The organism is Bradyrhizobium sp. CCH5-F6 (genome assembly GCF_001556045.1).
GTDB lineage: Bacteria > Pseudomonadota > Alphaproteobacteria > Rhizobiales > Xanthobacteraceae > Bradyrhizobium.
In genome coordinates, this window is sequence record NZ_LSIC01000194.1 from 1 (window position 1) to 21,776 (window position 21,776).

Sequence of the window (21,776 nt, forward strand, 5' to 3'; positions counted from 1 at the left end):
AGATTGAATCACTGCTGTCTCTGAGTCGCAACTGCGGCCTTTTTCAACAGAATCGGCCCATCGCTGACGTCTCTCGCGCTGACGTTCGATAACCACCTTTGGACTCCGGATCTCTGCAGCCCTTTCCGCGAACGGTGTGGTCGGGGATTCGTTCCGCATATGGCCACAGTCAGCCCCGATGTGCGATCCCCGGCATGACATCCACGATGGCATACTACCCCTGTTTTGCCCGACGGGTCAGAACTTTTTCGTCGAATCAGAAATATCGTTACGCGCCAATGAGATGGCTACTGTGCATGGGGTTGTTTTTGCAGTTTTGATTTTGAGCCTGCGACTGCACGCCTTCCCAAGCAAAAAGGGCCGCCCCTTCGGGCGGCCCGTTCGTCTCGTTCAATGTTGGCCGCTTACTCCGCGGCCTGCTTCTGCGGCGGGTCGAGCGCGCCGGACTTGTGGATCTCGGCGACCTGGTTGTCGCTGAAGCCGAGCACCGAGCGCAGGATCTCGTCGGTGTGCTCGCCGAGCAGCGGGGAGCGCTGCACATCGCTCGGAGAGTCCGACAGCTTGATCGGGTTGCCGACCGAGACGTACTTGCCGCGGGTGGGGTGGTCGATCTCGACCACGGTGCCGGTCGCACGGAGCGACTGGTCTTCCGCGATCTCCTTCATCGACAGGATCGGGCCGCAGGGGATGTCGTCCTTGTTGAGGATCTCCATCGCCTCGAACTTGGTCTTGGTCATCGTCCACTGCTCGATGCGGCCGAAGATCTCGTTGAGGCGCGGCAGGCGCGCGGCCGGCTTGGCGTAGTTCGGATCGGTCTTCCACGAGGGCTCGCCGATCACGTCGCAGATCTTCTCCCAGACCGGGGCCTGGGTGATGAAGTAGATGTAGGCGTTGGGATCGGTCTCCCAGCCCTTGCACTTCAGGATGCGGCCGGGCTGGCCGCCGCCGGAATCGTTGCCGGCGCGCGGCACGGCGTCGCCGAACGGCACGCCCTCGCCGAACTGGCTGTACTCCTTGAGCGGACCATGGGCGAGGCGCTGCTGGTCGCGCAGCTTGACGCGGCAGAGGTTGAGCACGCCGTCCTGCATCGCCGCGGTGACGCGCTGGCCCTTGCCTGTGTGGGTGCGCTGGAAGAGCGCGGTGACGATGCCGAGCGCGAGGTGCAGGCCGGTGCCGCTGTCCCCGATCTGCGCGCCGGTGACGAGCGGCACGCCGTCGCGGAAGCCGGTGGTGGAGGCGGCGCCGCCGGTGCACTGCGCGACGTTCTCGTAGACCTTGCAGTCTTCATACGGTCCGGGGCCAAAACCCTTGATCGAGGCGACGATCATCTTCGGGTTGATCGCCTGGATCTTCTCCCAGGGAAAGCCCATGCGGTCGAGCACGCCGGGGCCGAAATTCTCGACCAGCACGTCGCACTTCTTGATCAGCTCGGTGAGGACCTCCTTGCCCTTGGGGTTCTTGGTGTCGAGCGTGATCGAGCGCTTGTTGTGGTTGAGCATGGTGAAATACAGGCTGTCCACGTTCGGGATGTCCTGCAGCTGGCCGCGGGTGATGTCACCCACGCCCGGACGTTCCACCTTGATCACGTCGGCGCCGAACCAGGCCAGCAGCTGCGTGCAGGTCGGGCCGGACTGGACGTGGGTGAAGTCGAGAATGCGAACGCCCGAGAGCGCTTTGGTCATCGTGTTGCTCCTGTTACCACTTTGTTTCCGTCATGCCCGCGAAGGCGGGCATCCAGTATTCGCTGTCGTTTCAGTTGGGCTCAGTGCTCGCCACCCATGTGGTCTGGCGGTTACTGGATTCCCCGCCTGCGCGGGGAATGACCCGGCGGTGGACTTACTTCTTCTTCTGCAGAACGCTCTGCGGATTGAGGTTGCCGATGCGGCCGCTCTCCGAGCCGGCGGCCGGATCGATCACCGCGTTGATCAGCGTCGGCTTGCCGGACTTCATCGCCTCGTTCACGGCGCGCTTGAGCTCGTCGGGCGAGGTCGCGTTGACGCCGATGCCGCCGAAGGCTTCCATCATCTTGTCGTAGCGCGCGCCCTTGACGAACACCGTCGTCGCCGGGTCCGAGTTCGCGCCGTTGACGTCGGTGCCGCGATAGATGCCGTCATTGTTGAAGATGACGACGCAGATCGGAAGGTTGTAGCGGCAGATGGTCTCGACCTCCATGCCCGAGAAGCCGAACGCGCTGTCGCCTTCCACCGCCAGCACGGGATGGCCGGTCTCGAGCGCGGCTGCGATCGCCTGGCCCATGCCGATGCCCATCACGCCCCAGGTGCCGACGTCGAGACGCTTGCGCGGGCGGTACATGTCGATGACGCCGCGGGCGAGGTCGAGCGTGTTGGCGCCTTCGTTGACGAGTATCGCCTCGGGATACTCCTTGATGACGTTCTTCAGCACGCCGAGCGCGCCGTGATAGTCCATCGGCGATTTGTTGTTCATGAGCTTCGGCGCCATCTTGGCGACGTTCTCTTCGCGCTTGGACGAAATGGCCTTGGTCCATTCGGCGGGCGGGGCGGTCCAGCCCGACGCAAGCGCCTGGTTGAAGGCGGAGACGACCGAGCCGATGTCGCCGACGACGGGCGCGACGATCTCGACGTTGGAGTCCATCTCCTTCGGCTCGATGTCGACCTGGATGAACTTCTTGGGCGTTTCGCCCCAGCTCTTGCCCTTGCCGTGCGAGAGCAGCCAGTTCAGCCGCGCGCCGATCAGCATCACGACGTCCGACTCCTTCAGCACGGTCGAACGTGCCGCGCCGGCGCATTGCGGATGCGTATCGGGGAGGAGGCCCTTGGCCATGCTCATGGGCAGGAACGGCACGCCGCTCTTTTCGACGAAGCTCTTGATCTCCTCGTCGGCCTGCGCATAGGCCGCGCCCTTGCCGAGGATGATCAGCGGACGCTTGGCGCTCTTGAGCACGTCGAGCGCACGCTTGACCGAAGCGGGCGAGGGGATCTGCACGGGCGCGGCGTCGATCACCTTGACCAGCGACTTCCGGCCGGCTTCGGCGTTCATCACCTGGCCGAACAGTTTTGCCGGCAGGTCGAGATAGACGCCGCCGGGACGGCCCGAGACCGCGGCGCGGATGGCGCGCGCGAAACCGATGCCGATGTCCTGCGCGTGCAGCACGCGATAGGCCGCCTTGCACAGCGGCTTTGCGATCGCGAGCTGGTCCATCTCCTCGTAGTCGCCCTGCTGGAGGTCGACGATCTCGCGCTCGGAGGAGCCCGAGACCAGGATCATCGGGTAGCAGTTGGTGGTGGCGTGCGCGAGCGCGGTAAGACCGTTGAGGAAGCCGGGCGCCGAGACCGTGAGGCAGACGCCGGGTTTCTTGGTGAGGTAGCCGGCGATGCCCGCGGCGTAGCCGGCGTTCTGCTCGTGACGGAAGGAGATCACGCGAATGCCCGCGGCCTGCGCCATGCGGCCCAAATCCGTGATCGGGATGCCCGGCACATTATAGATGGTGTTGATGCCGTTCAGCTTGAGCGCGTCGATGACCAGATGGAAGCCATCCGTCAGTTCCTGCTCGGTGCCCGGTGCTTCGGACTTGGTCGCGGTATTCAGCATGGGCCTTGTCTCCCTGGTCTCAAGGTCGTTGGGGCGAGTGTTTCGCCCTTCTGGTGAGCGTTGCTAAGTGAACAGTTCCTGGCCATGCGCTTCGACATAGGCGGCAAGGCCGAGGGTGTGGTCGCGGGCCCGCTTCTCGGCGAGCTCGGTGTCGCGCGCTTCCAGCGCTTCGATGATGCCGAGATGCTCGGGCAGGGAGGTCGCGGTACGGTCCTTGCGTCCGATGGTCAGCTGGCGATAGCCGCGCACGTGCAGCAGCAGGTCGTTGGTGAGATCGACCAGCACGGGGGATTCCGAGAGAGAGATCAGCGCCTGGTGGAAGGCGATGTTGGCGCGCGAATATTCCTCGACGTGATCCTCGGGCAGGCGGTCCTTGCTGAAGTCCTTGAAGAAGTCGCGCAGCGCCGTGATGTCCTTCTTGCGTGCGGTCGTGGTGATGAGGCGCGCGGCCATGCTCTCCAGCGCCGCCCAGGCGCGGATCATGTCGACGATCTCGCTCTTGGTCCTGCGCACCACCATGATGCCGCGGCGCGGCACCGTCTTCACAAAACCGTCCTGCTCGAGCATCGCGATCGCTTCGCGGATCGGCGTGCGGCTGACGCCCAGACGTTCGGACAAGGCGCGCTCGTCGAGCATCACCGGCTCGGGCGTCGAGTAGATGTCCATCTTGAGGATGGCTTCCTTCAAGGCGTCGTACGCCTTGTTCTTGAAGCTGCTCTCCGGGGCAATACGAACGATTGCGATGTCTGCCTCGGCCATGTTCGGCAACGCCTTGGTTGGTTTCCGTAGTGACACGACGAATCTCCTCCAGTGGGAGTCGTCTTTTACAGGAATATTAACGGGAAAGTTTTTGGCATACCACATGCCAGAATGTCAAGCTGACGATTTTTTGCGGCGTTCTAACGTGTGCTCTGGCTTGACAATCTGGCTTCTGGCATACCAAATGCCATCGCCAGCCATTTTTGATCCAAGCCGGCGGAGCAGTCTCGGCCTTAGGCCGGTTCGTTCCGACCCATGGAACAGAGCGCGGCGAATGGCAAGCATCACAGGCAGCCGCAAACTACGCGCGCGCTTTGAAAAAGAACGAACTGAGGTCAAGGGAGAAGCCACATGTCCAATTCCAAAGATGCCGTCCGCAAGGTGCTTGACCAGGTCAAGGCGGACAACCGCACCAGCCTGACGGCGCCGGAAGGCAAGCTGGTCTGCGACGCCTACGGCATTCCGGTGCCGAAGGAGGGCGTGGCGAAGTCGGCGGGCGAGGCCGGCAAGATGGCTTCGTCCATGGGCTTCCCGGTCGTGATGAAGATCGTCTCGCCGGACATCCTCCACAAGACCGAAGCCGGCGGCGTCATCGTCGGCCTCAAGACGACTGAAGAGGCCGAGAAGGCCTACGAGACCATTCTCTCCAACGCCAAGAAATACAAGTCCGACGCCAAGATCGAAGGCGTCCAGGTGCAGCAGATGCTGGCCGGCGGCACCGAGGTCATCGTCGGCTCGATCACCGACGGCTCGTTCGGCAAGCTCGTCGCCTTCGGCCTCGGCGGCGTATTGGTCGAAGTGTTGAAGGACATCACCTTCCGCCTCGCGCCTGCGACCAAGGAGGATGCGCTCTCGATGCTCGACGGTATCCAGGCGCATGAGATTTTGAAGGGCGTGCGCGGCAGCGAGCCGGTCAACCGGACGGCGCTGGCCGACGTCATCGTCAAGGTCTCGCAGCTCGTCACCGATTTCCCTGAGATCGTCGAGCTCGACCTCAACCCTGTCTTTGCGACGGCAAAGGACGCGATTGCCGCCGACGTGCGCATCGTCGTCGACTTCGCCTTTGTGCCCAAGCCGAAGCCGCGCCCGACCGAGGAGATCGTCGCGGCCATGAACCGCATCATGCAGCCGAAGGCGGTCGCCGTGGTCGGTGCCTCCGCCGAGGACGGCAAGATAGGCAATTCCGTGATGAAGAACCTCATCAACGGCGGCTACAAGGGCGATATCTATCCGATCCATCCCAAGGCCGCCGAGATCCTCGGCTACAAGGCCTACAAGAGCGTCAAGGACGTGCCGGGCGTGATCGACGTGGCGGTGTTCGCGATCCCCGCGAAATTCGTGGCCGCCGCGCTCACCGAATGCGGCGAGAAGAAGATCCCGGGCGCGGTGCTGATCCCGTCGGGCTTCGCCGAGGCCGGTGCGCCCGAGCTGCAGGCCGAAATCGTCGAGATCGGCAAGAAGTACGACATCCGACTGATGGGGCCGAACATCTACGGCTTCTACTACACGCCCGCCAACCTCTGCGCGACGTTCTGCACGGCCTATGACGTCAAGGGCCACGCGGCGCTGTCCTCGCAATCGGGCGGCATCGGCATGGCCATCATCGGCTTCTCGCGCTCCGCGAAGATGGGCGTCTCGGCGATCGTCGGCCTCGGCAACAAGTCCGACATCGACGAGGACGATCTGCTCGCCTTCTTCGAGCAGGATCCCAACACCAACCTGATCGCGCAGCATTGCGAAGATCTCAAGGACGGTCGCGCCTTCGCGGAAGCCGCAAAGCGCGTCTCCAAGAAGAAGCCGGTCGTCGTGCTCAAGGCCGGCCGTACCTCGGCCGGTGCCAAGGCGGCCTCGTCGCACACCGGCGCGCTGGCCGGTAACGACAAGATCTACGAGGATGTCCTGGCGCAGTCGGGCGTGATCCGCGCCCGCTCGCTGCGCCAGCTGCTCGAATTCGCCCGCGGCGTGCCGGTGCTGCCGACGCCGAAGGGCGAGAACGTGCTGATCATCACCGGTGCCGGCGGTTCCGGCGTGCTGCTGTCGGACTCCTGCGTCGACAATGGCCTGTCGCTGATGTCGATGCCGCCGGATCTCGATGCAGCCTTCCGCAAGTTCATCCCGCCGTTCGGTGCGGCCGGAAATCCCGTGGACATCACCGGCGGCGAGCCGCCTATCACCTACGTCAACACGGTGAAGCTCGGTCTCTCCGATGAGCGCATCCACGCGCTGATCCTCGGCTATTGGCACACCATCGTCACCCCGCCGATGGTGTTCGCCCGCAACATGGTCGAGGTGAAGAAGGAGATGGAGGCCAAGGGTTTCGTGAAGCCGATAGTCGCGTCTCTGGCCGGCGACGTCGAGGTCGAGGAAGCTGCCGAATATCTCTACCAGAACGGGATCCCGGCCTATGCCTACTCGACCGAGCTGCCGGTCGAGGTGCTCGGCGCCAAGTACAAATGGGCGCGCGGGGCAGGGCTGCTCTGAGCACCATTTCGCCTCTCCCCGCTTGCGGGGAGAGGTCGAATTCGAGCGCGCTCGAATCCGGGTGAGGGGACTCTCCGCGAGTCCATCTCTCGCCCCATTTGATGGGGTTTATCCCGATGCCCGGCTGACCGGAAGCTCCGGGGGGATGTTACTGGACAGCATCCGCCGTTTTGGTTGATATGCGACCAAACGACACAATGCGGCAAACGTCCGCATGAGCCTGGAGATGCCCCCATGTTCCGTATCCCCGCGCGCCTTGCCGGCGCAGCCGTCGCGCTGACCCTGGCGGTCGCCAATCCGGCCGTTGCCCAGCAGCTGGAACTCAAGCTGATGGCGCCGGCCGCGCCCGGCGGCGGCTGGGACCAGACGGCGCGCTCGATGCAGCAGGCGCTGGTGGCTTCGGGCGTTGCGCGCAGCGTGCAGGTCACCAACGTTCCCGGCGCCGGCGGCAGCGTCGGCATCGCCCAGTTCGTCAACGGCGCCAAGGGCGACGGCAACCAGATGATGGTCAACGGCTTCGTCATGGTGGGCGCGCTCGCCATGAACAAGTCGCCGGTGACGCTGGAGCAGGTGACGCCGATTGCCCGCCTCACCGAGGAGATCCAGGTGATCGTGGTTCCCGCGAATTCGCCGATCAAGAATGCGCAGGATCTCGCCGCCGCGGTGAAGGCCGATATCGCCAAGGTCACCTTCGCCGGCGGCTCGGCCGGCGGAGTGGACCATGTGATGGCAGCGCTGTTCGCCGGCGCCGTCGGCGCAGATGCGAAGAAGATCAACTACATCCCGTTCTCCGGCGGCGGCGAATCGCTGGCGGCGATCCTCGGCGGCAAGGTCACTGCGGGCATTTCGGGCCTGAGCGAATATGAAGGACAGATCAAGTCCGGCAAGCTGCGCGCGATCGGCGTCACCTCGGAGAAGCGCATTGCCGGCAGCGACATCCCCACCTTTAAGGAGCAGGGCATCGACCTCGTGATCGCCAATTGGCGCTCGGTGGTCGCGCCTCCCGGCATCACCCCGGAGCAGCGCAAGACCTTGAGCGATGCGGTCGAGAAGATGGTGAAGTCCGACGCCTGGAGGGAAATCCTCAAGCAGAAGGGCTGGGAGGATGCGTATCTCGGCGGCGACGCCTTCGCCGACTTCCTGAAGAAGGAAACAGTGCGCGTCACCGACGTGCTGAAATCGGTCGGCCTCGTCAAGTCATGAGCTCAGGCGATCCCGCGCAGCCGCCGCGGCGGGCCGACCGCGCCGGTATCGTCATCGCCGCATTGCTTGCACTGCTTGCCGTAGTGCTGGTCTGGGACGCACGCGGTCTGCCAACCACCGCGATGTACGGGATGGGGCCCGAGGCGATGCCAATCGTGGTCGCCAGCGGCCTTGCGCTGTTGGCGATCGGCAATTTCATCGACGCGCTGCGCGGTAACCTGCCGGCGCGCGAGAGCGCCGATCCGGTTCCTGTGTTTCTGATCCTGGTCGGCTTGGCGCTGCTGATCGCGATCATCGGCTTCGGCGGCGGCTTCATCCTGGCGACGTCCGCACTCTTCGTCACGACGTCCACGGCTTTCGGGCGCCGAGCCATCCTGGTCGATTCGATCATCGCCATCGCGATGTCGACCCTTATCTATCTCGCGTTCGACCGCCTGTTGACGCTGAGCCTGCCTGCCGGCCCGCTGGAGCGACTGCTGTGATGGATACCTTTGCGGCGCTGGCGCATGGCATGGCGGTCGCCGTCCAGCCGATGAACCTGCTTTATGCGCTGATCGGCGTGTTCCTCGGCACGGCCGTGGGCGTGCTGCCCGGCATCGGCCCGGCGTTGACGGTCGCGCTACTGTTGCCCGTGACGTACAAGCTCGATCCCGGCGGCTCGCTGATCATGTTCGCCGGCATCTATTACGGTGGCATGTATGGCGGCTCGACCACTGCGATCCTGATCAACACACCCGGCGAGAGCGCCTCGATGGCGACCGCGCTCGAAGGCAACAAGATGGCCAAGGCCGGCCGTGGCGGGCCGGCGCTTGCGACATCCGCGATCGGCTCCTTCGTCGCCGGCACCATCGCCACGATTGGGTTGGCGTTCCTCGCGCCGTGGCTGGTCGACTTTGCCGTGCGCTTTGGCCCAGAGGATTACTTCGCGCTGATGTGCGTTGCCTTCGTCACGGTGTCGGCGACCTTCGGGGATTCCCCGGTCCGCGGCCTGACCAGCCTGTTCATCGGCCTGACGCTCGGGCTTGTCGGCATCGATAAGCTGACCGGCCAGGCGCGGCTTGCGTTCGGCGTCCCCGAGTTGCTCGACGGCGTCGAGGTGACGACGCTCGCGGTCGGGCTGTTCGCGGTGGGCGAGGCGCTCTACGTCGCATCGCGACGCCATCACACCGAGGAGAAGCTCGAGCCGGTGCGCGGCTCGCTGTGGATGACAAAGGAAGACTGGAAGCGCTCGTGGAAGCCATGGCTGCGCGGCACCATGTTCGGCTTTCCGATCGGCGCGCTGCCCGCAGGCGGTGCCGAGATCCCGACCTTCCTGTCCTATTCCACCGAGAAGCGGCTGACGAAACACCCGGAGGAGTTCGGCAAGGGCGCGATCGAAGGCGTCGCGGGGCCGGAAGCCGCCAACAACGCCTCCGCTGCTGGCACGCTGGTGCCACTGCTCACGCTCGGCCTGCCGACCTCGGCGACCGCCGCGATGATGCTGGCAGGTTTTCAGCAATACGGCCTCAACCCAGGGCCGCTGCTGTTCGCCGAGCGGCCCGATCTGGTGTGGGGTCTAATCGCGAGCCTCTTCATCGCCAACTGCATGCTGCTGGTGCTCAATCTGCCGCTGGTCGGCCTGTGGGTGCGACTGCTCGCGATCCCGCAGCCGTGGCTCTATGCCGGCATCCTCGTCTTCGCGACCATGGGCACCATTGCGGCAAAGCCGTCGGTGGTCGAATTGTCGATGCTGGCGGGCTTCGGCGTGCTCGGCTTCCTGATGCGCCGGTTCGATTTTCCGATCGCCCCCGTGGTCGTCGGCCTGATCCTCGGCCCGATCGCCGAAAGCCAGTTGCGCAGAGCACTTGCGATCAGCCTCGGCGATCCCATGACTCTGGTCCAGAGCCCGATCTCGGCGACGCTGCTGGCGGTGGCACTGATCGCGCTGCTGGCGCCCTTCGTGATGAAGGGGCTCGGGCGATTCAAGGCGAACGAGGATTAGCCGTTCCGACGCACGCATGTTCTAATGCTGCGGACATCCTGTGAGGAAATGCCATGCCGTCGGAACTTCGCTCGCCCCGTTTGGCCGTCCTGATCGACGCCGACAATGCCTCCGCGAAGATCGCGGACGGTCTGTTCGAGGAGATCGCCAAGATCGGCGAGGCCAGCGTCCGACGCATCTACGGCGACTTCTCCAATGCGCGATCGAGGGCCTGGGCCGACATTCTGTCCAAGCACGCCATCATCCCGCAGCAGCAATTCGCCTATACGACGGGAAAGAATGCGTCCGACATCACCCTGGTGATCGACGCGATGGACCTGCTTCACAGCGGCCGGTTCGACGGTTTTTGCCTGGTCTCTTCCGACAGCGACTTTACCCGTCTGGCCGCCCGCATCCGGGAGCAGGGCATCGATGTCTTCGGGTTCGGCGAGCAGAAGACGCCGGAAAGCTTCAGGCAGGCCTGCCGGAGATTCGTCTACACTGAAAACCTGCTGGCCGTTCCTGCAACCACCCAGGATGCCGCCTCGAGATCGACGTCGCTCCAGCCGCTTGATGCCGCCACGCCCATCATCAAGAAGGTGATCACGCAGATGGAGAGCGAGGATGGATGGGTGACGCTCGGGGAAGTCGGTCGCCAGCTCGCCAATCTCGCATCCGATTTCGATCCGAGGACATTCGGCTTCCGCAAGCTGAGCGACCTCGTGCGAAAGACGAATGCGTTCGAGATCGATGAGGCAAATGGCCGGTCGATGCGGATTCGGGTCAAGCCCACTGCCGCACCGCCGAGGCGAAGGCGGAACCCGCGCAGGCCTTCGGGCGCGAGGGCGGCAGGTGCTTCGGCGCCCAAGACCTAATCAGGTCCTGTCGCCAGATTTGGGCTTGCCTGGGATAGGGTCCGGCGCAACCATCGCTCGGCCGTAACGTCACCCGAGAGCCCCGATGACCAGACTCACCCGTTTCTCCGTTGCGCCGCTGCATGGCATGACGCGGCGCCTCGCTGATGTCGCCTCGGCGCGCCTCGCGCCCGATCTCGTCATATCAGGTGCGCGGGTGCTCTCGACCTATTCGGAGCGCATCCACGCGAACCGCGAGGTCTGGATTACCGGCGGGCGTATTGCCGCGGTGAAGCCGGCCGGCACAGCGAAGAAGGTCTGGAGCGGCGTGCCGCTCTATGATGCTGCCGGCGGCATCATCGCGCCCGGCCTCGTCGATCCGCACATCCACATCGAATCCTCGATGGTGACGGCCTGCGCCTATGCGGAGGCCGCGCTGCTCAACGGCACCACCACGATCTTCTGCGACAGCCACGAGATCGGCAACGTCATGGACGTAGCCGGCGTCGAGGCGATGCTGGAGGACGCGCGCGAGGCGCCGCTCTCGATCTTCTTGACGGTGCCGAGCACCGTGCCGGCGACATCGGCGGAACTGGAGACCGCGGGCGGCGATCTCACGCCGGACAAGATCGCCGGCCTGTTCGACCGCTGGCCGGAAGCGGTGGCACTCGGCGAGAAGATGGACTTCGTTCCGGTCACGATGGGCGACGAGCGCAGCCACGCCATCCTGGCGGCGGCGCTGAAACGCGGCCGGCCGGTGTCCGGCCACGTCTATGGCCGCGAATTCGTCGCCGCCTATGCGGCGAGCGGCGTCACCGACACGCATGAGGCGATCGACCGCGACATTGCCGACGATCTGCTCGACGCCGGCGTCTGGGTATTCTTGCGCGGCGGCCCGCCGACGACGCCTTGGCATTCGCTGCCGCAGGCGATCCGGACCATCACTGAGCTCGGGGCCTCGCACAAGCGTACCGCCGTGTGCACGGACGACCGCGACGCAGATGATCTCCTGCTGTTTGGTCTGGACTGGGTGGTGCGTGAGGCGGTGAAGGCGGGGATGTCGCCGGAGCAGGCCTGGTCGATGGGCTCGCTGCACGGCGCCACGCGCTTCGGCATGGACGGTGATATCGGCGGACTTGGCGGCGGCCGCCGCGCCGATCTCGTGCTGATGGACGATCAGCTCAAGCCCCGATGCACCTGGTACGGCGGCGAGCTGGTGGTCGAGCACGGCAAGATCACGCCTCGGCTCGATCAGGCGCTGTCGCAACGCTACCAATATCCGAAGGCGGCCTACGCGACGGTGAAGCTGCCGGAGAACGTGAAGCTGACGCCGGAGCTGCCTGCGAAGGCCTGCACCGCCAACGCGATCAAGACCGCGCTGCCCGGCATCACACTGATCCATGAGAAACTCGCGATTGAGCCGGCGAAGGATTGGCCGTCGCTGTTCGCGCGCCATGGCCTGTGCTTCGTTGCGGTGGTCGAGCGTCACGGCAAATCGGCCGGCAATGTCGCCCATGGCCTGCTCAAGGATTTTGGCCTCAAGCGCGGCGCAGTGGCCTCCAGTGTCGGACATGACAGCCACAACATCATCGTCGCCGGAACCAACGAGGGCGATATGCAGGTCGCGATCGCCGCGATCAGGGATCAGCAGGGCGGCGTTTGCGTGGTCGCCGATGGCGAGGTGAGGGCGATGGTGCCGCTGCCGATCGCGGGTCTGCTCTCGGACAAGCGCGTCACCGAGGTAGCTGAAGAGGTCAGGGCGCTGAAGAAGGAATGGGCGGAAGCCGGCTGCACCATCCCCTACATGGGCTTCAATCTGATTCCGCTGTCGGTCATTCCGGAAATTCGCATCACTGACAAGGGCCTCGTGCTGGTGCCGCAGATGGAGCTGGCGCCGCTGTTCGAGTGATCTCGCGAGAATCTCCAACGCGCATGGCGAAAAAGACCCGGGATCATGCGGCGGTGTTGCGCGCGCTGGACTGCCTGTGGGCGTGATATCCGCGCAGTCTGAACTGTTACGGCGTAACAGTCGGTGGTGGCGCGTATTTGGCCGTGGGGGAACCGGAACAATGCTTCGGCCCCGTGGTTGAAGGCGCATAACAATCACTGGAGACTTAAGGACATGAAAACCCGTCTTGCGATTTCGTTGGCTGCCGCCTCGCTGCTGGCTTCGAGCGCAGCCTTTGCCCAGTCGACGACCGAACAGGGCGCCAGGGACGGCGCGCGCGCGGGCGGCGACATCGGCGGCCCGATCGGCGCGATGGTCGGCGGCACCGTCGGTGCGGCGGTCGGCGCCGGTCTCGAAATTCCGAATGCGATTCTCGGCGGGATTCCGCGGAGTGACTCGGTTGTCGTGGAAGAGCGCGTCGTCGTCGGCGAGCCCCTGCCTCCGACCGTGGTGCTGCGCCCGGTGCCGAACTACACCGAGTATCGCTATGCGGTCGTGAACGACCGCCGCGTGATCGTCGAGCCGCGCACGCGTCGCGTCGTCAAGATCATCGACTGACAGGCGCAAGCTTGTGCCCTGAACAGGGCCCTGCGGAGCGTCACTCCGCGGGGCCTTCGCTCGTCAGGGCCGCATTTGTGCGAAGCCGGGTCATGACCCAATCGGCCGCGGCTGCGAGCGCAAAGCCGACGCAGGCGGTGAGCGCGTCGACCAGAAAGTCCTCCAGCCGCGCATGGCGTCCGGGTGCCCAAAATTGCATCAGCTCAAGCGCACCGATCAGGACAACCGAGGCCGCCGCAATTGACAGGCGGTGCCGCCGATAGGCGAGGCCGAAGGCCAGGCCCACCAGGATGAAAGCGAGCGCGTGTTCACCGTCCTGACCGAGATCGGAATGGGGCCGCAGGCCCGGTGGACCCAGAGTTGCGAAAGTGACGGCGGCTGCGAGTAGCCAGGCAATGGAACGAACCAATATGGACATCCGGCTCGCTTAGCACAGATTTGCAACGGGCCGTACAGTCCCCCCATCAGATCGACGTGTGGTTAATGACGAAATGTTAAAGTGGCTCGCGCACACCGAGGCCGTGCATGAAGCGTTCCCGGATCTGCACGGGGTCGCGGCGGGTGGTGCCCACGCCCGGCTTGTCGTCGATCCTGACGGCGATCAGGCTGGGTTCTGACGCTGCCATCGCGTCCTCGACCAGGCGCTCGAAATCTTCTTCGTCCGCGGCCCAGGCGCTGTTGGCGAGGCCCGAGCCGAGGGCGATGGCGACGATGTCGGCAACGTTCGCGGCCGGTGTCGGTTGCGCACCAGTAATCTGGTAGATGCCGTTGTCCATGACGATCATCGTGAGGTTCTTCGGTTTCAGGGCCGCAATCGTCGACAGTGCGCCGAGCTGCATCAGCAATGAGCCATCTCCCTCGAGCGCGAAGACGTGGCGGCTCGGCTGCGCCAGCGCCACGCCGAGCGCGATCGGAAAGGCGAGCCCCATGCTGCCCAGCATGTAGAAATTCTGCGGGCGGTGGCCGGCCGCCCACAGATCGAAATTGGTGTTGCCGATGCCGCCGATCACGGCCTCCTCGTGCTTGAGCTTTCCGATCAGGCGCGAGGTGAGGTCGAAGCGGTTCATCACCTTGGTGTTGCGCGTATCCATCGCCAGCCTCACTTGTCGAAAGTCTTGCCGCCGGTGAGCAGCGGGTTGAGAATCAGCGCCACGGGCGCCTGCGTGGTGACGGCCTGCTTGATCGAGCGGTCGGCGATGAATTCGAGCTCGTCGAGCCGGGTGATGGTGTGGTGCTCCAGCGCCAGTGCATCGAGCACCGGGCGCATGGTGCGGCAGACCAGCGACTGGCCGTAGTTGAACTCGCCGAGCGTGCCGCGCTCGGAGACGAACATGATCAGCGGGATCTGGTAGGGCACCGCCAGCGAGGCCAGCACGTTGGCCAGCGTGGCAAAGCCGGAGGTCTGCATCAGCACCGCGCCGCGCCGCCCGCCCATCCAGGCGCCCGAGACGATGCCGACCGCTTCCTCCTCGCGGGCGGTGGCAAAGGTGGTGAAGAAGGGATCGGCGTGCAGGTTCTTGATCAGCGGCGTCAGAACGCGGTCGGGCACGTAAGGCACGAGGCTGATCTCGTTCCGCTTCAACGTTTGCAGGACGATGGCGTGCCAGCTCCTTTCGATGGAGCCTTCAGTCGCCTGGCGCGAGGTCTGTTGGTCCGCAATCGCCATTGCGTTCTCCCTTCAGCCGCGCATGCTTCTTTCTGGCCGTCGCGGCGGTCCGCCGAACTTGACGCAGGCGATGGGATTGTCAACATGTCCCGGCCGGCACGGTGATCTGCGCCAATTGGCCTGCCTTGGCCGGCACCGCCATGTCACAAGTGCGGCAACGAATAAACGGGAGGAAGCACCGGAGGGGGCGTCGTGCCGACCTTGCCGAGCTCCTTCGCGAGCGAGCCGGAAGGGTCCTGATGTCGGTCAACAGCAAGCGTGTCTTCTACGTCAAATATCTGGCCAATCCCATCTATATCGACATTCTGAAGGCGCGGCCCGACGTCCGGCTCGATCGGATCGAGAATGAGAGCCCTGAGGATTTCTATGCGCCGATCCTGAGTGCGGCCCATGTCTACCAGATCGGCGCCGCCCGTGACGAACTGGCGCCGCATTTTCACGTCGATGCCGCCTTCCTGAAGCGGACGCCGAATTTGCTGCTGGTCTCCAGCAATGGCGCGGGCTTTGATCCTGTCGATGTCGAGGCCTGCACGGACGCGGGGGTCGTCGTCGTCAACCAGTCGGGCGGCAACGCCCATTCGGTCGCCGAGCATGCGCTGGCGATGATGCTGACGCTGTCCAAGCGCATCATCCAGTCGGACCGCCGGCTGCGCCGGGAGCGCGACGTCAACCGCAACGAGCTCGTCGGCAACGAGGTCGAGCACAAGACCGTCGGCATCATAGGCCTCGGCAATGTCGGCCGCCGCATCGCTGCGCTCTGCAAGGGCCTGCTCGGCATGAAGGTGCTGGCCTACGATCCGTACCTGTCGGCCGAGGTGATGGCTGAGCGGGGCGGGGAGAAGGTCGAGCTCGACGATCTCCTGCGCCGGTCTGATTTCGTGTCTATCTCCTGCCCGCTCAACAAGGGCAGCCGCAACATGATCAGCGTGCGCGAATTCGCGCTGATGCAGCCGCATGCCTATTTCATTACCACGGCGCGCGGCTTCATCCATGACGAGGACGCGCTGCTCCAGGCCTTGCGCGACAAGCGCATTGCGGGTGCCGGCCTCGACGTCTGGTCCAAGGAGCCGCCGCCGCCGGAGCATCCGCTGCTCCAGCTCGACAACGTGCTGGCGAGCCCGCATACGGCAGGCGTCACCATCGAGGCGCGCCAGAACATGGGCCGCATCGCCGCCGAACAGGTGCTGGATGTGCTCGACGGCAAGCGCCCGCCGCGCATCATCAATCCGGAAGTCTGGCCGCGTTATGCGGAGCGCTTCAAGGAGGCGTTCGGCGTGACACCGGGTTAAGTACGCCACGTGGTCATTCCGGGGCATGGCGAAAGTTGCTGCCCGTTCGGCACTTTGATCCGCCTCAAAATCTCCTTCCCCAGCGCGGCCTAAATGGGATTAGAGTGCTGCTGGGGCAGCAGGAGGTCTCATGTCAACTTATGTCGTCAGATTCATGAAGGACGTTCTCGGCGAGTACGGTCGGCAGTGCGAGATTTGCCAGGGCACGCTGGAGGTCGACGCCGCCGACGAGGACGAGGCTATGGAGCGGGCGAAGGCGAAGTTCTGCGAGGATCAGGCGCTGCCTCATTGGTCGCTGCATGCCGATCGGATCCACGTCAGACCGGCTGACTTTCCCTCGTAAGCCTACTTGCCAGGCGTTGCGGCGGGCGGAGGTGCCGTCGTCCCCGCGCCAAGCGAGCGTTGCACCATGACGGTGTCGGACCAGCGGCCGTGGCGATAGGCGACGCCGCAAAGCAGGCCGGCGCGCGCGAAGCCGAACCTCTCGTGAAGCGCCAGCGAGGGCGCGTTGTCGGCGTCGATATAGCCGATCATCTGGCGGAAGCCGGCCGCCGCGCAGACGTCGATCAATTCCTGGAGGAGCAGCCGTCCAACGCCGCGACCGAGATGCGCGTGGTGGACGTAGATCGAGTGCTTGGCCGTGTAGCGATAGGCAGGACGCTTGCGGAACAGCACGGCATAGGCATAGCCGACGACCTCGCCGCGATAGGTCGCGACCAGATGCGGCAAGCGGGTCTGCTTCAGGTTCTTGCGCCGGTCGCGCAGATCATCCGGCTCAGGGGCGCCGGTTCCCTCGACATCGCGCGGCACACCGTTGCGGACGTGATGGCGGTAGATCGCCAGCATCGCGTCGACATCGCTTTCGCGTGACGGCCTGACCAGAACGGGCTCGTCACGCGTGCGCGGAGCTGTTTCGTTCATCGGTACCTACTCGGCAACGACGTAAGTGTAGAGCCCGATGCGCCCGTTCGCATCGACCTCCTTGTAGACGCCCTGGATCTCGACGTCGAAGCCCGGGAACGTGTTGAAGCAGGTCTCGAACATCTTGAGATAGTCGATCATGGGCTTGGCCCGTTCCGTCAGCCGCTCGCCGGGCACGATGGTGGCGATGCCGGGCGGATAGACCACGAAGGGCGTGGTGGCGATGCGCCCCGCGATCGCCTCGATCGGCAGATAGTCGACGTCGTTGCGGAACAGATACCGCGCGGCATCGCGGGGCGACATTGCGATCTCGGGCATGTGCTGGGGCATGAACTGCCGCGCCTGGAGCCCGCTGACGTCGGCGGCGCGGAAGAAGCGGTGCATCTCGCCGCAGAGATCGCGCAGGCGCACGCCTGCGTAGCGCGCCTGCCGCCGCTGATGAAACTCCGGGATCGCGTCGGCCAGCAGCGCATTGTCGTCGTGCAGCCTCTTGAATGCGACGAGGCCGGAGATCAGCGTGCCCGCCTTGCTCGCCTCGACGCCGGGGGTGAGCAGGAAGAGCAGGGAGTTGAGGTCGTTCTTCTCGGGGACGATGCGGTTCTCGCGCAAATATTGCGCGACGACCGGGGCGGGGATGCCATGCTCGGCATAAGCGCCGGTCGCACGATCGAAGCCGGGGGTGAGCAAGGTCAGCTTGTTCGGATCGGTCATGGCAAAGCCTTCCGCGAGATCGGGAAAGCCGTGCCAGCTGGTGTCCGGAGAGAGCTGCCACAGCGCGGGATTGGTGGCGAGCTCGTCGGTAGAGAGCGTCTCCCAGGCGACGTTATGCGCGGCACCGGGGCGGCTGACATCGGGAATGGCGACCCGATCGGGAACGAAGGGCTCGAAGAACCAGCGCCGGTCCGGGTTCTGCTCGTTCTCCTCGAACTCCCGGCGCATCGCCCGGATCTTCTTGCGCAGCTCGATGCCGAGCCGGATCGTGTCGTCCCACAGCACTTCGCCGGAGCGGCCCTTCATCATCTGCGCACCGACGTCGAGCGAGGCGAACAGCGGATAGAAGGGAGACGTCGATGCGTGCTGCATGAAGCTTTCGTTGAAGCGGCGGTGCTCGACGCGCCGCTTCTGGCCGCGGATATGACGATCCTTGATGTGGATCTGGGAGGCCTGCGAGAAGCTCGCCAGCTGCTTGTGGGTCGACTGCGTTGCGATGATGCCAGGTGCCTCGGGGGGAAGATTCGTCAGGCCCATCGCAAAGCGGCCGGCATAGAGCGGGTGGAACTTCATGAAGCCGGCCCAGGCCTCGTCGAACAGGATGTAGTCGCAGAGATGGCCGATGCGCTTCAGGATCATGTCCGCGCTGTGGATCGAGCCGTCATAGGTGCACTGCTCGATCACGGCGACGCGGAACGGACGCTCCTTGCGCCAGGCGTTCGTGTCCGCGACCAGGGGATGATGACGGATCGCCTCGCGCAGGGCCTTCTCATCGAGCATGTCCCAGCGCATCGGGCCGATCAGGCCCCACGCGTTGCGGACGGTCGGGACGTAGACGGGAATGCCGCCATTGATCATCAGAGCGCCGTGATGGGCGGCCTTGTGGTTGTTGCGGTCGAACAGCACGAGGTCACCGTCGGTGACGAGGGCGCCGAGCGCGACCTTGTTCGACGTCGAGGTGCCGTTGAGCACGAAATAGGTTTTCTCCGCGCCGAAGATCTGGGCCGCTTCCTTCTGCGCCTTCAGCGCCGGCCCTTCATGGGTGAGGAGGTCGCCGAGATCGAGCACGGAATTGTCGAGGTCGTCGCGGAACACGGATTCGCCGAGATGCTCGACGAACACGCGCCCGATCGGGCTGCGGTTGTAGAACACGCCGCCATTGTGACCCGGACAGGTCCAGAGCTGGTTGCCTTCCTCGGCATAGTCGACCAGCGCGCCGAAGAACGGGGTCTTGAGCGTCTCGGCATATTGCTTGAGACGGCTGATCAGGTTCTTGGCGATGAAGGGCGGGGTCTCCTCGGACAGGAACACATAGCCGTCGATGAAATCGAGCACCTCGACCGGCAGATCCTCGAACCGCTTGCGACGGATCAGGAGGATGATCGGGAAGTCGAGGCCCCGGCGGCGCATCAGATTGATCAGCGCCGAGGTCTTGCCTTCGAGACCCTTCTTTCCCCAGTCCACCACCATGCAGCCGATCGCCGCATCGGTCTGCACCGCCATCTCGGCATCCTCCAGCTTGCGGGCCCGGACCACCTCGAAGCCGGAGCGCTGGATCTCCTCGATGATCTGGTTGAAGCGAAGGCCTTCGAGATCGTCGGCGTTGAAAACAGGTGCGGCGAACAGGAAGTTGAAGCGCTTGAAATAGTCCATGTCGGGTCCCGAATGTGGCAGAGACACAGCTCTCGGCACATTCGATGACAGTTGGATGACACCCCGAGTGCCGCGGGAATGTCGAGTGTTTGCGGCCTCAGTCCAGCACGGTACAGGCACCGCATTGGCCGTGATCGCAGCCTTTCTTGGTGCCGGTCAGCTCCAGACGGTCACGCAGGGAATCCTGCAGCGTGGTCCAAGGCATGACCTCGAGTGCGCGCCTGACGCCGTTGACGACGAGATTGATCGGAATGCGTTCGGGGATTTGATCCGTGATGTCGGCCATTGTCTGTTCCCTGCGGAGAGGCCGAGCTGAGCAGGTTTGGATGCTGACGCGAGGATCCGTTGCCGCCGCTGGCCAATAGCGCCCAACGGATGACGGATTGCTTGGTTCCCGTCGGATCTACGGGTGGTTCGGACGAGATCAGCGCTTCTCGCCGAACACCACGATCGGCACGGCGCGGTTGACGACCTCGCGCAGCGCGAAGCTCGATTGCACCCGCGCGACGCGCGGCAGGCGTGACAGCTCGGTGCGGTGGATGCGCTCGAAATCCTGGATGTCGCGGGCGAGCACGATCAGGATGTAGTCGTCGGTCCCCGACATCAGGAAGCAGCGCACGACGGAGGGGCACTTGACGACCTCCGCCTCGAACGCCTTCAGCGCATCGTCGCTCTGGCTCTCCAGCGCGATCCGGACCAGCACCGTCGTGGTGAGGCCGAACCGTGCAAGGTCGAGCGAGGCCTGATAGGCTTGGATGTAGCCTTCGTCCTCCAGCGCCTTCTGCCGACGCGCCAGCGCCGTGCTCGACAACCCAATCTTGTTGGCGAGCTCGGTGTGGCTAGCCCGTGCATTGGTGGTGAGTTCCGCGAGGATCGCGAGGTCTTTCCGGTCGAGGGCCAAGGTTTCGTTTCCAGCGTGAAAAGACATTTCCGCGCCGGAAACCGGCGCGCCGGCGGCGAACCTAGCGCAAATTTGCACGGAACCAAACCGCGGCTGCCGCTACGATAACGAACGGAATCAATGCGTTGGCGAGGGAGCTCAGGATGCGCGTCGGTGTGCCCAAGGAGATCAAGGTGCAGGAATATCGCGTCGGGCTCACCCCAGGCGCCGTCCGCGAATATGTCGCCGCCGGGCACGAGGTGACTGTCGAGACAGGTGCCGGCAGCGGCATCGGCGCGTCGGACGAGGTGTACCGGCGGGCAGGGGCATCCATTGCCGCGACTGCCCGCGAGATCTTTGCCAAGTCCGACATGATCGTGAAGGTCAAGGAGCCGAATCAGAACGAATGGGTCCAGCTCCGCGAAAACCAGATCCTGTTCACTTACCTTCACCTTGCTCCGGATCCAGAACAGGCCAAGGGCCTGCTTGCCTCCGGCTGCTCTGCCATCGCCTATGAAACCGTCACGGATGCGAGCGGTCGCCTCCCGCTGCTCGCACCGATGAGCGAAGTCGCCGGCCGCCTCGCCATCGAGGCCGCCGGCGCCGCGCTCAGGCGCTCCGCCGGCGGCCGCGGACTGCTGCTCGGCGGTGTGCCCGGCGTGCAGGCGGCGCGCGTCGTCGTGCTCGGCGGCGGCGTGGTGGGGACGCAGGCGGCACGCATGGCCGCCGGCCTCGGTGCCGAAGTCACCGTGATCGATCGCTCAATTCCGCGCCTGCGCGAACTGGACGATCTCTTTGCCGGACGCGTGCGCACGCGTTTCTCGACGATGGAGGCTGTAGAGGACGAGGTGTTCGCCGCCGACGTCGTCATCGGTGCGGTGCTGGTGCCCGGTGCCAGTGCGCCGAAGCTTGTCACGCGCGTCATGCTGAAATCGATGCGGCCCGGGGCCGTGCTGGTCGACGTCGCGATCGACCAGGGCGGTTGCTTCGAGACCTCTCATCCGACCACGCACGCCGAGCCAACCTACGAGGTCGACGGCATCGTGCACTATTGCGTCGCCAACATGCCGGGCGCGGTGCCGGTGACCTCGAGCCAGGCCCTGAACAATGCGACGCTGCCGTTCGGACTGCTGCTCGCGAACAAGGGGTTCGCGGCGGTGCTGGAGAACCCGCATTTGCGTAACGGGCTCAACGTGCATCGCGGCCGCATCACCAACAAGGCGGTCGCGGAGAGTCTGGGATTGGAGTTCGCGCCGGTCGAGAGCGGGTTGGCGGCGTAGCCACGCAGGTCCGTCATTGCGAGCGCAGCGAAGCAATCCAGAA

Annotated in this window: 19 protein-coding genes and 1 pseudogene; 10 read left to right on the plus strand and 10 right to left on the minus strand. The window is 64.7% G+C overall.

Annotated elements, in window-relative coordinates; all coding sequences use genetic code 11:
* Positions 1 to 404 precede the first annotated feature (404 nt).
* The 3 genes from frc to AX729_RS33535 all read right to left on the minus strand — a co-directional run bounded on the left by frc (position 405) and on the right by AX729_RS33535 (position 4,329).
* A complete protein-coding gene (gene frc, locus AX729_RS33525) occupies positions 405 to 1,682 on the minus strand; it encodes a formyl-CoA transferase (RefSeq protein WP_061028456.1) in 1,278 nt (425 codons plus the stop codon).
* A gap of 154 nt (positions 1,683 to 1,836) precedes the next feature.
* The gene (gene oxc, locus AX729_RS33530; protein WP_061028457.1) at positions 1,837 to 3,570 is read right to left on the minus strand and encodes an oxalyl-CoA decarboxylase; all 1,734 of its coding nucleotides are present in this window, start codon (positions 3,568 to 3,570) and stop codon (positions 1,837 to 1,839) included.
* A 63-nt stretch (positions 3,571 to 3,633) separates the two neighbouring features.
* Positions 3,634 to 4,329 carry a GntR family transcriptional regulator gene (locus AX729_RS33535; protein WP_162131044.1) on the minus strand — a complete coding sequence of 232 codons (696 nt, stop codon included), beginning with the start codon at positions 4,327 to 4,329 and terminating at the stop codon, positions 3,634 to 3,636.
* 351 nt (positions 4,330 to 4,680) lie between these two features.
* On the opposite strand from AX729_RS33535, the gene AX729_RS33540 reads away from it, so the two are divergent.
* From AX729_RS33540 to AX729_RS33570, 7 genes are all read left to right on the plus strand, one after another.
* Positions 4,681 to 6,810: an acetate--CoA ligase family protein gene (locus AX729_RS33540; protein ID WP_061028459.1), complete on the plus strand. Its 2,130-nt coding sequence runs from the start codon at positions 4,681 to 4,683 to the stop codon at positions 6,808 to 6,810.
* Between the two features lie 234 nt (positions 6,811 to 7,044).
* Positions 7,045 to 8,013, plus strand: coding sequence for a Bug family tripartite tricarboxylate transporter substrate binding protein (locus tag AX729_RS33545; RefSeq protein ID WP_061028461.1), 969 nt, complete (start codon positions 7,045 to 7,047; stop codon positions 8,011 to 8,013).
* Positions 8,010 to 8,495, plus strand: coding sequence for a tripartite tricarboxylate transporter TctB family protein (locus AX729_RS33550; RefSeq protein WP_061028463.1), 486 nt, complete (start codon positions 8,010 to 8,012; stop codon positions 8,493 to 8,495). Before AX729_RS33545 ends, AX729_RS33550 begins: the two co-directional genes overlap by 4 nt.
* Entirely contained in the window at positions 8,495 to 9,994 is a 1,500-nt protein-coding gene (locus tag AX729_RS33555; RefSeq protein ID WP_061028464.1) for a tripartite tricarboxylate transporter permease, read from the plus strand. The genes AX729_RS33550 and AX729_RS33555 overlap by 1 nt, the downstream gene beginning before the upstream one ends.
* 53 nt (positions 9,995 to 10,047) lie before the next feature.
* Entirely contained in the window at positions 10,048 to 10,848 is an 801-nt protein-coding gene (locus AX729_RS33560) for an NYN domain-containing protein (protein ID WP_061028466.1), read from the plus strand.
* A gap of 85 nt (positions 10,849 to 10,933) precedes the next feature.
* On the plus strand, positions 10,934 to 12,736 hold the full coding sequence (locus AX729_RS33565) for an adenine deaminase C-terminal domain-containing protein (protein ID WP_061028468.1): 1,803 nt from the start codon (positions 10,934 to 10,936) through the stop codon (positions 12,734 to 12,736).
* Between the two features lie 213 nt (positions 12,737 to 12,949).
* On the plus strand, positions 12,950 to 13,333 hold the full coding sequence (locus tag AX729_RS33570) for a DUF1236 domain-containing protein (protein ID WP_061028470.1): 384 nt from the start codon (positions 12,950 to 12,952) through the stop codon (positions 13,331 to 13,333).
* Between the two features lie 40 nt (positions 13,334 to 13,373).
* Here the strand turns inward: AX729_RS33570 and AX729_RS33575 are convergent, their stop codons facing one another.
* The 3 genes from AX729_RS33575 to AX729_RS33585 all read right to left on the minus strand — a co-directional run bounded on the left by AX729_RS33575 (position 13,374) and on the right by AX729_RS33585 (position 14,999).
* Entirely contained in the window at positions 13,374 to 13,751 is a 378-nt protein-coding gene (locus AX729_RS33575; RefSeq protein ID WP_061028472.1) for a VanZ family protein, read from the minus strand.
* A gap of 76 nt (positions 13,752 to 13,827) precedes the next feature.
* The gene (locus AX729_RS33580) at positions 13,828 to 14,424 is read right to left on the minus strand and encodes a thiamine pyrophosphate-dependent enzyme (protein ID WP_061028474.1); all 597 of its coding nucleotides are present in this window, start codon (positions 14,422 to 14,424) and stop codon (positions 13,828 to 13,830) included.
* A gap of 8 nt (positions 14,425 to 14,432) precedes the next feature.
* Positions 14,433 to 14,999 (minus strand): thiamine pyrophosphate-binding protein, encoded by a 567-nt coding sequence (locus AX729_RS33585; protein ID WP_061028476.1) that lies wholly within the window; start codon positions 14,997 to 14,999, stop codon positions 14,433 to 14,435.
* Positions 15,000 to 15,238: 239 nt separating this feature from the next.
* On the opposite strand from AX729_RS33585, the gene AX729_RS33590 reads away from it, so the two are divergent.
* The gene (locus AX729_RS33590; protein ID WP_061028478.1) at positions 15,239 to 16,288 is read left to right on the plus strand and encodes a hydroxyacid dehydrogenase; all 1,050 of its coding nucleotides are present in this window, start codon (positions 15,239 to 15,241) and stop codon (positions 16,286 to 16,288) included.
* A gap of 130 nt (positions 16,289 to 16,418) precedes the next feature.
* A complete protein-coding gene (locus AX729_RS33595) occupies positions 16,419 to 16,631 on the plus strand; it encodes a hypothetical protein (RefSeq protein WP_061028480.1) in 213 nt (70 codons plus the stop codon).
* 2 nt (positions 16,632 to 16,633) lie between these two features.
* Here the strand turns inward: AX729_RS33595 and AX729_RS33600 are convergent, their stop codons facing one another.
* The 4 genes and pseudogenes from AX729_RS33600 to AX729_RS33615 form a co-directional block, all read right to left on the minus strand.
* Positions 16,634 to 17,209, minus strand: a complete 576-nt coding sequence (locus AX729_RS33600) for a GNAT family N-acetyltransferase (RefSeq protein WP_061028482.1) — start codon at positions 17,207 to 17,209, stop codon at positions 16,634 to 16,636.
* Between the two features lie 6 nt (positions 17,210 to 17,215).
* On the minus strand, positions 17,216 to 19,573 hold the full coding sequence (locus AX729_RS33605; RefSeq protein WP_061028485.1) for an Orn/Lys/Arg family decarboxylase: 2,358 nt from the start codon (positions 19,571 to 19,573) through the stop codon (positions 17,216 to 17,218).
* 103 nt (positions 19,574 to 19,676) lie between these two features.
* Positions 19,677 to 19,859 (minus strand): annotated as a pseudogene (locus AX729_RS33610) (2Fe-2S iron-sulfur cluster-binding protein); the annotation flags it as partial.
* 138 nt (positions 19,860 to 19,997) lie between these two features.
* A complete protein-coding gene (locus AX729_RS33615) occupies positions 19,998 to 20,474 on the minus strand; it encodes an Lrp/AsnC family transcriptional regulator (RefSeq protein WP_061028487.1) in 477 nt (158 codons plus the stop codon).
* 143 nt (positions 20,475 to 20,617) lie between these two features.
* Here AX729_RS33615 and ald point away from each other — a divergent pair, with 143 nt between their 5' ends.
* Positions 20,618 to 21,733: an alanine dehydrogenase gene (gene ald, locus AX729_RS33620; RefSeq protein ID WP_061028489.1), complete on the plus strand. Its 1,116-nt coding sequence runs from the start codon at positions 20,618 to 20,620 to the stop codon at positions 21,731 to 21,733.
* Positions 21,734 to 21,776: the final 43 nt, after the last annotated feature.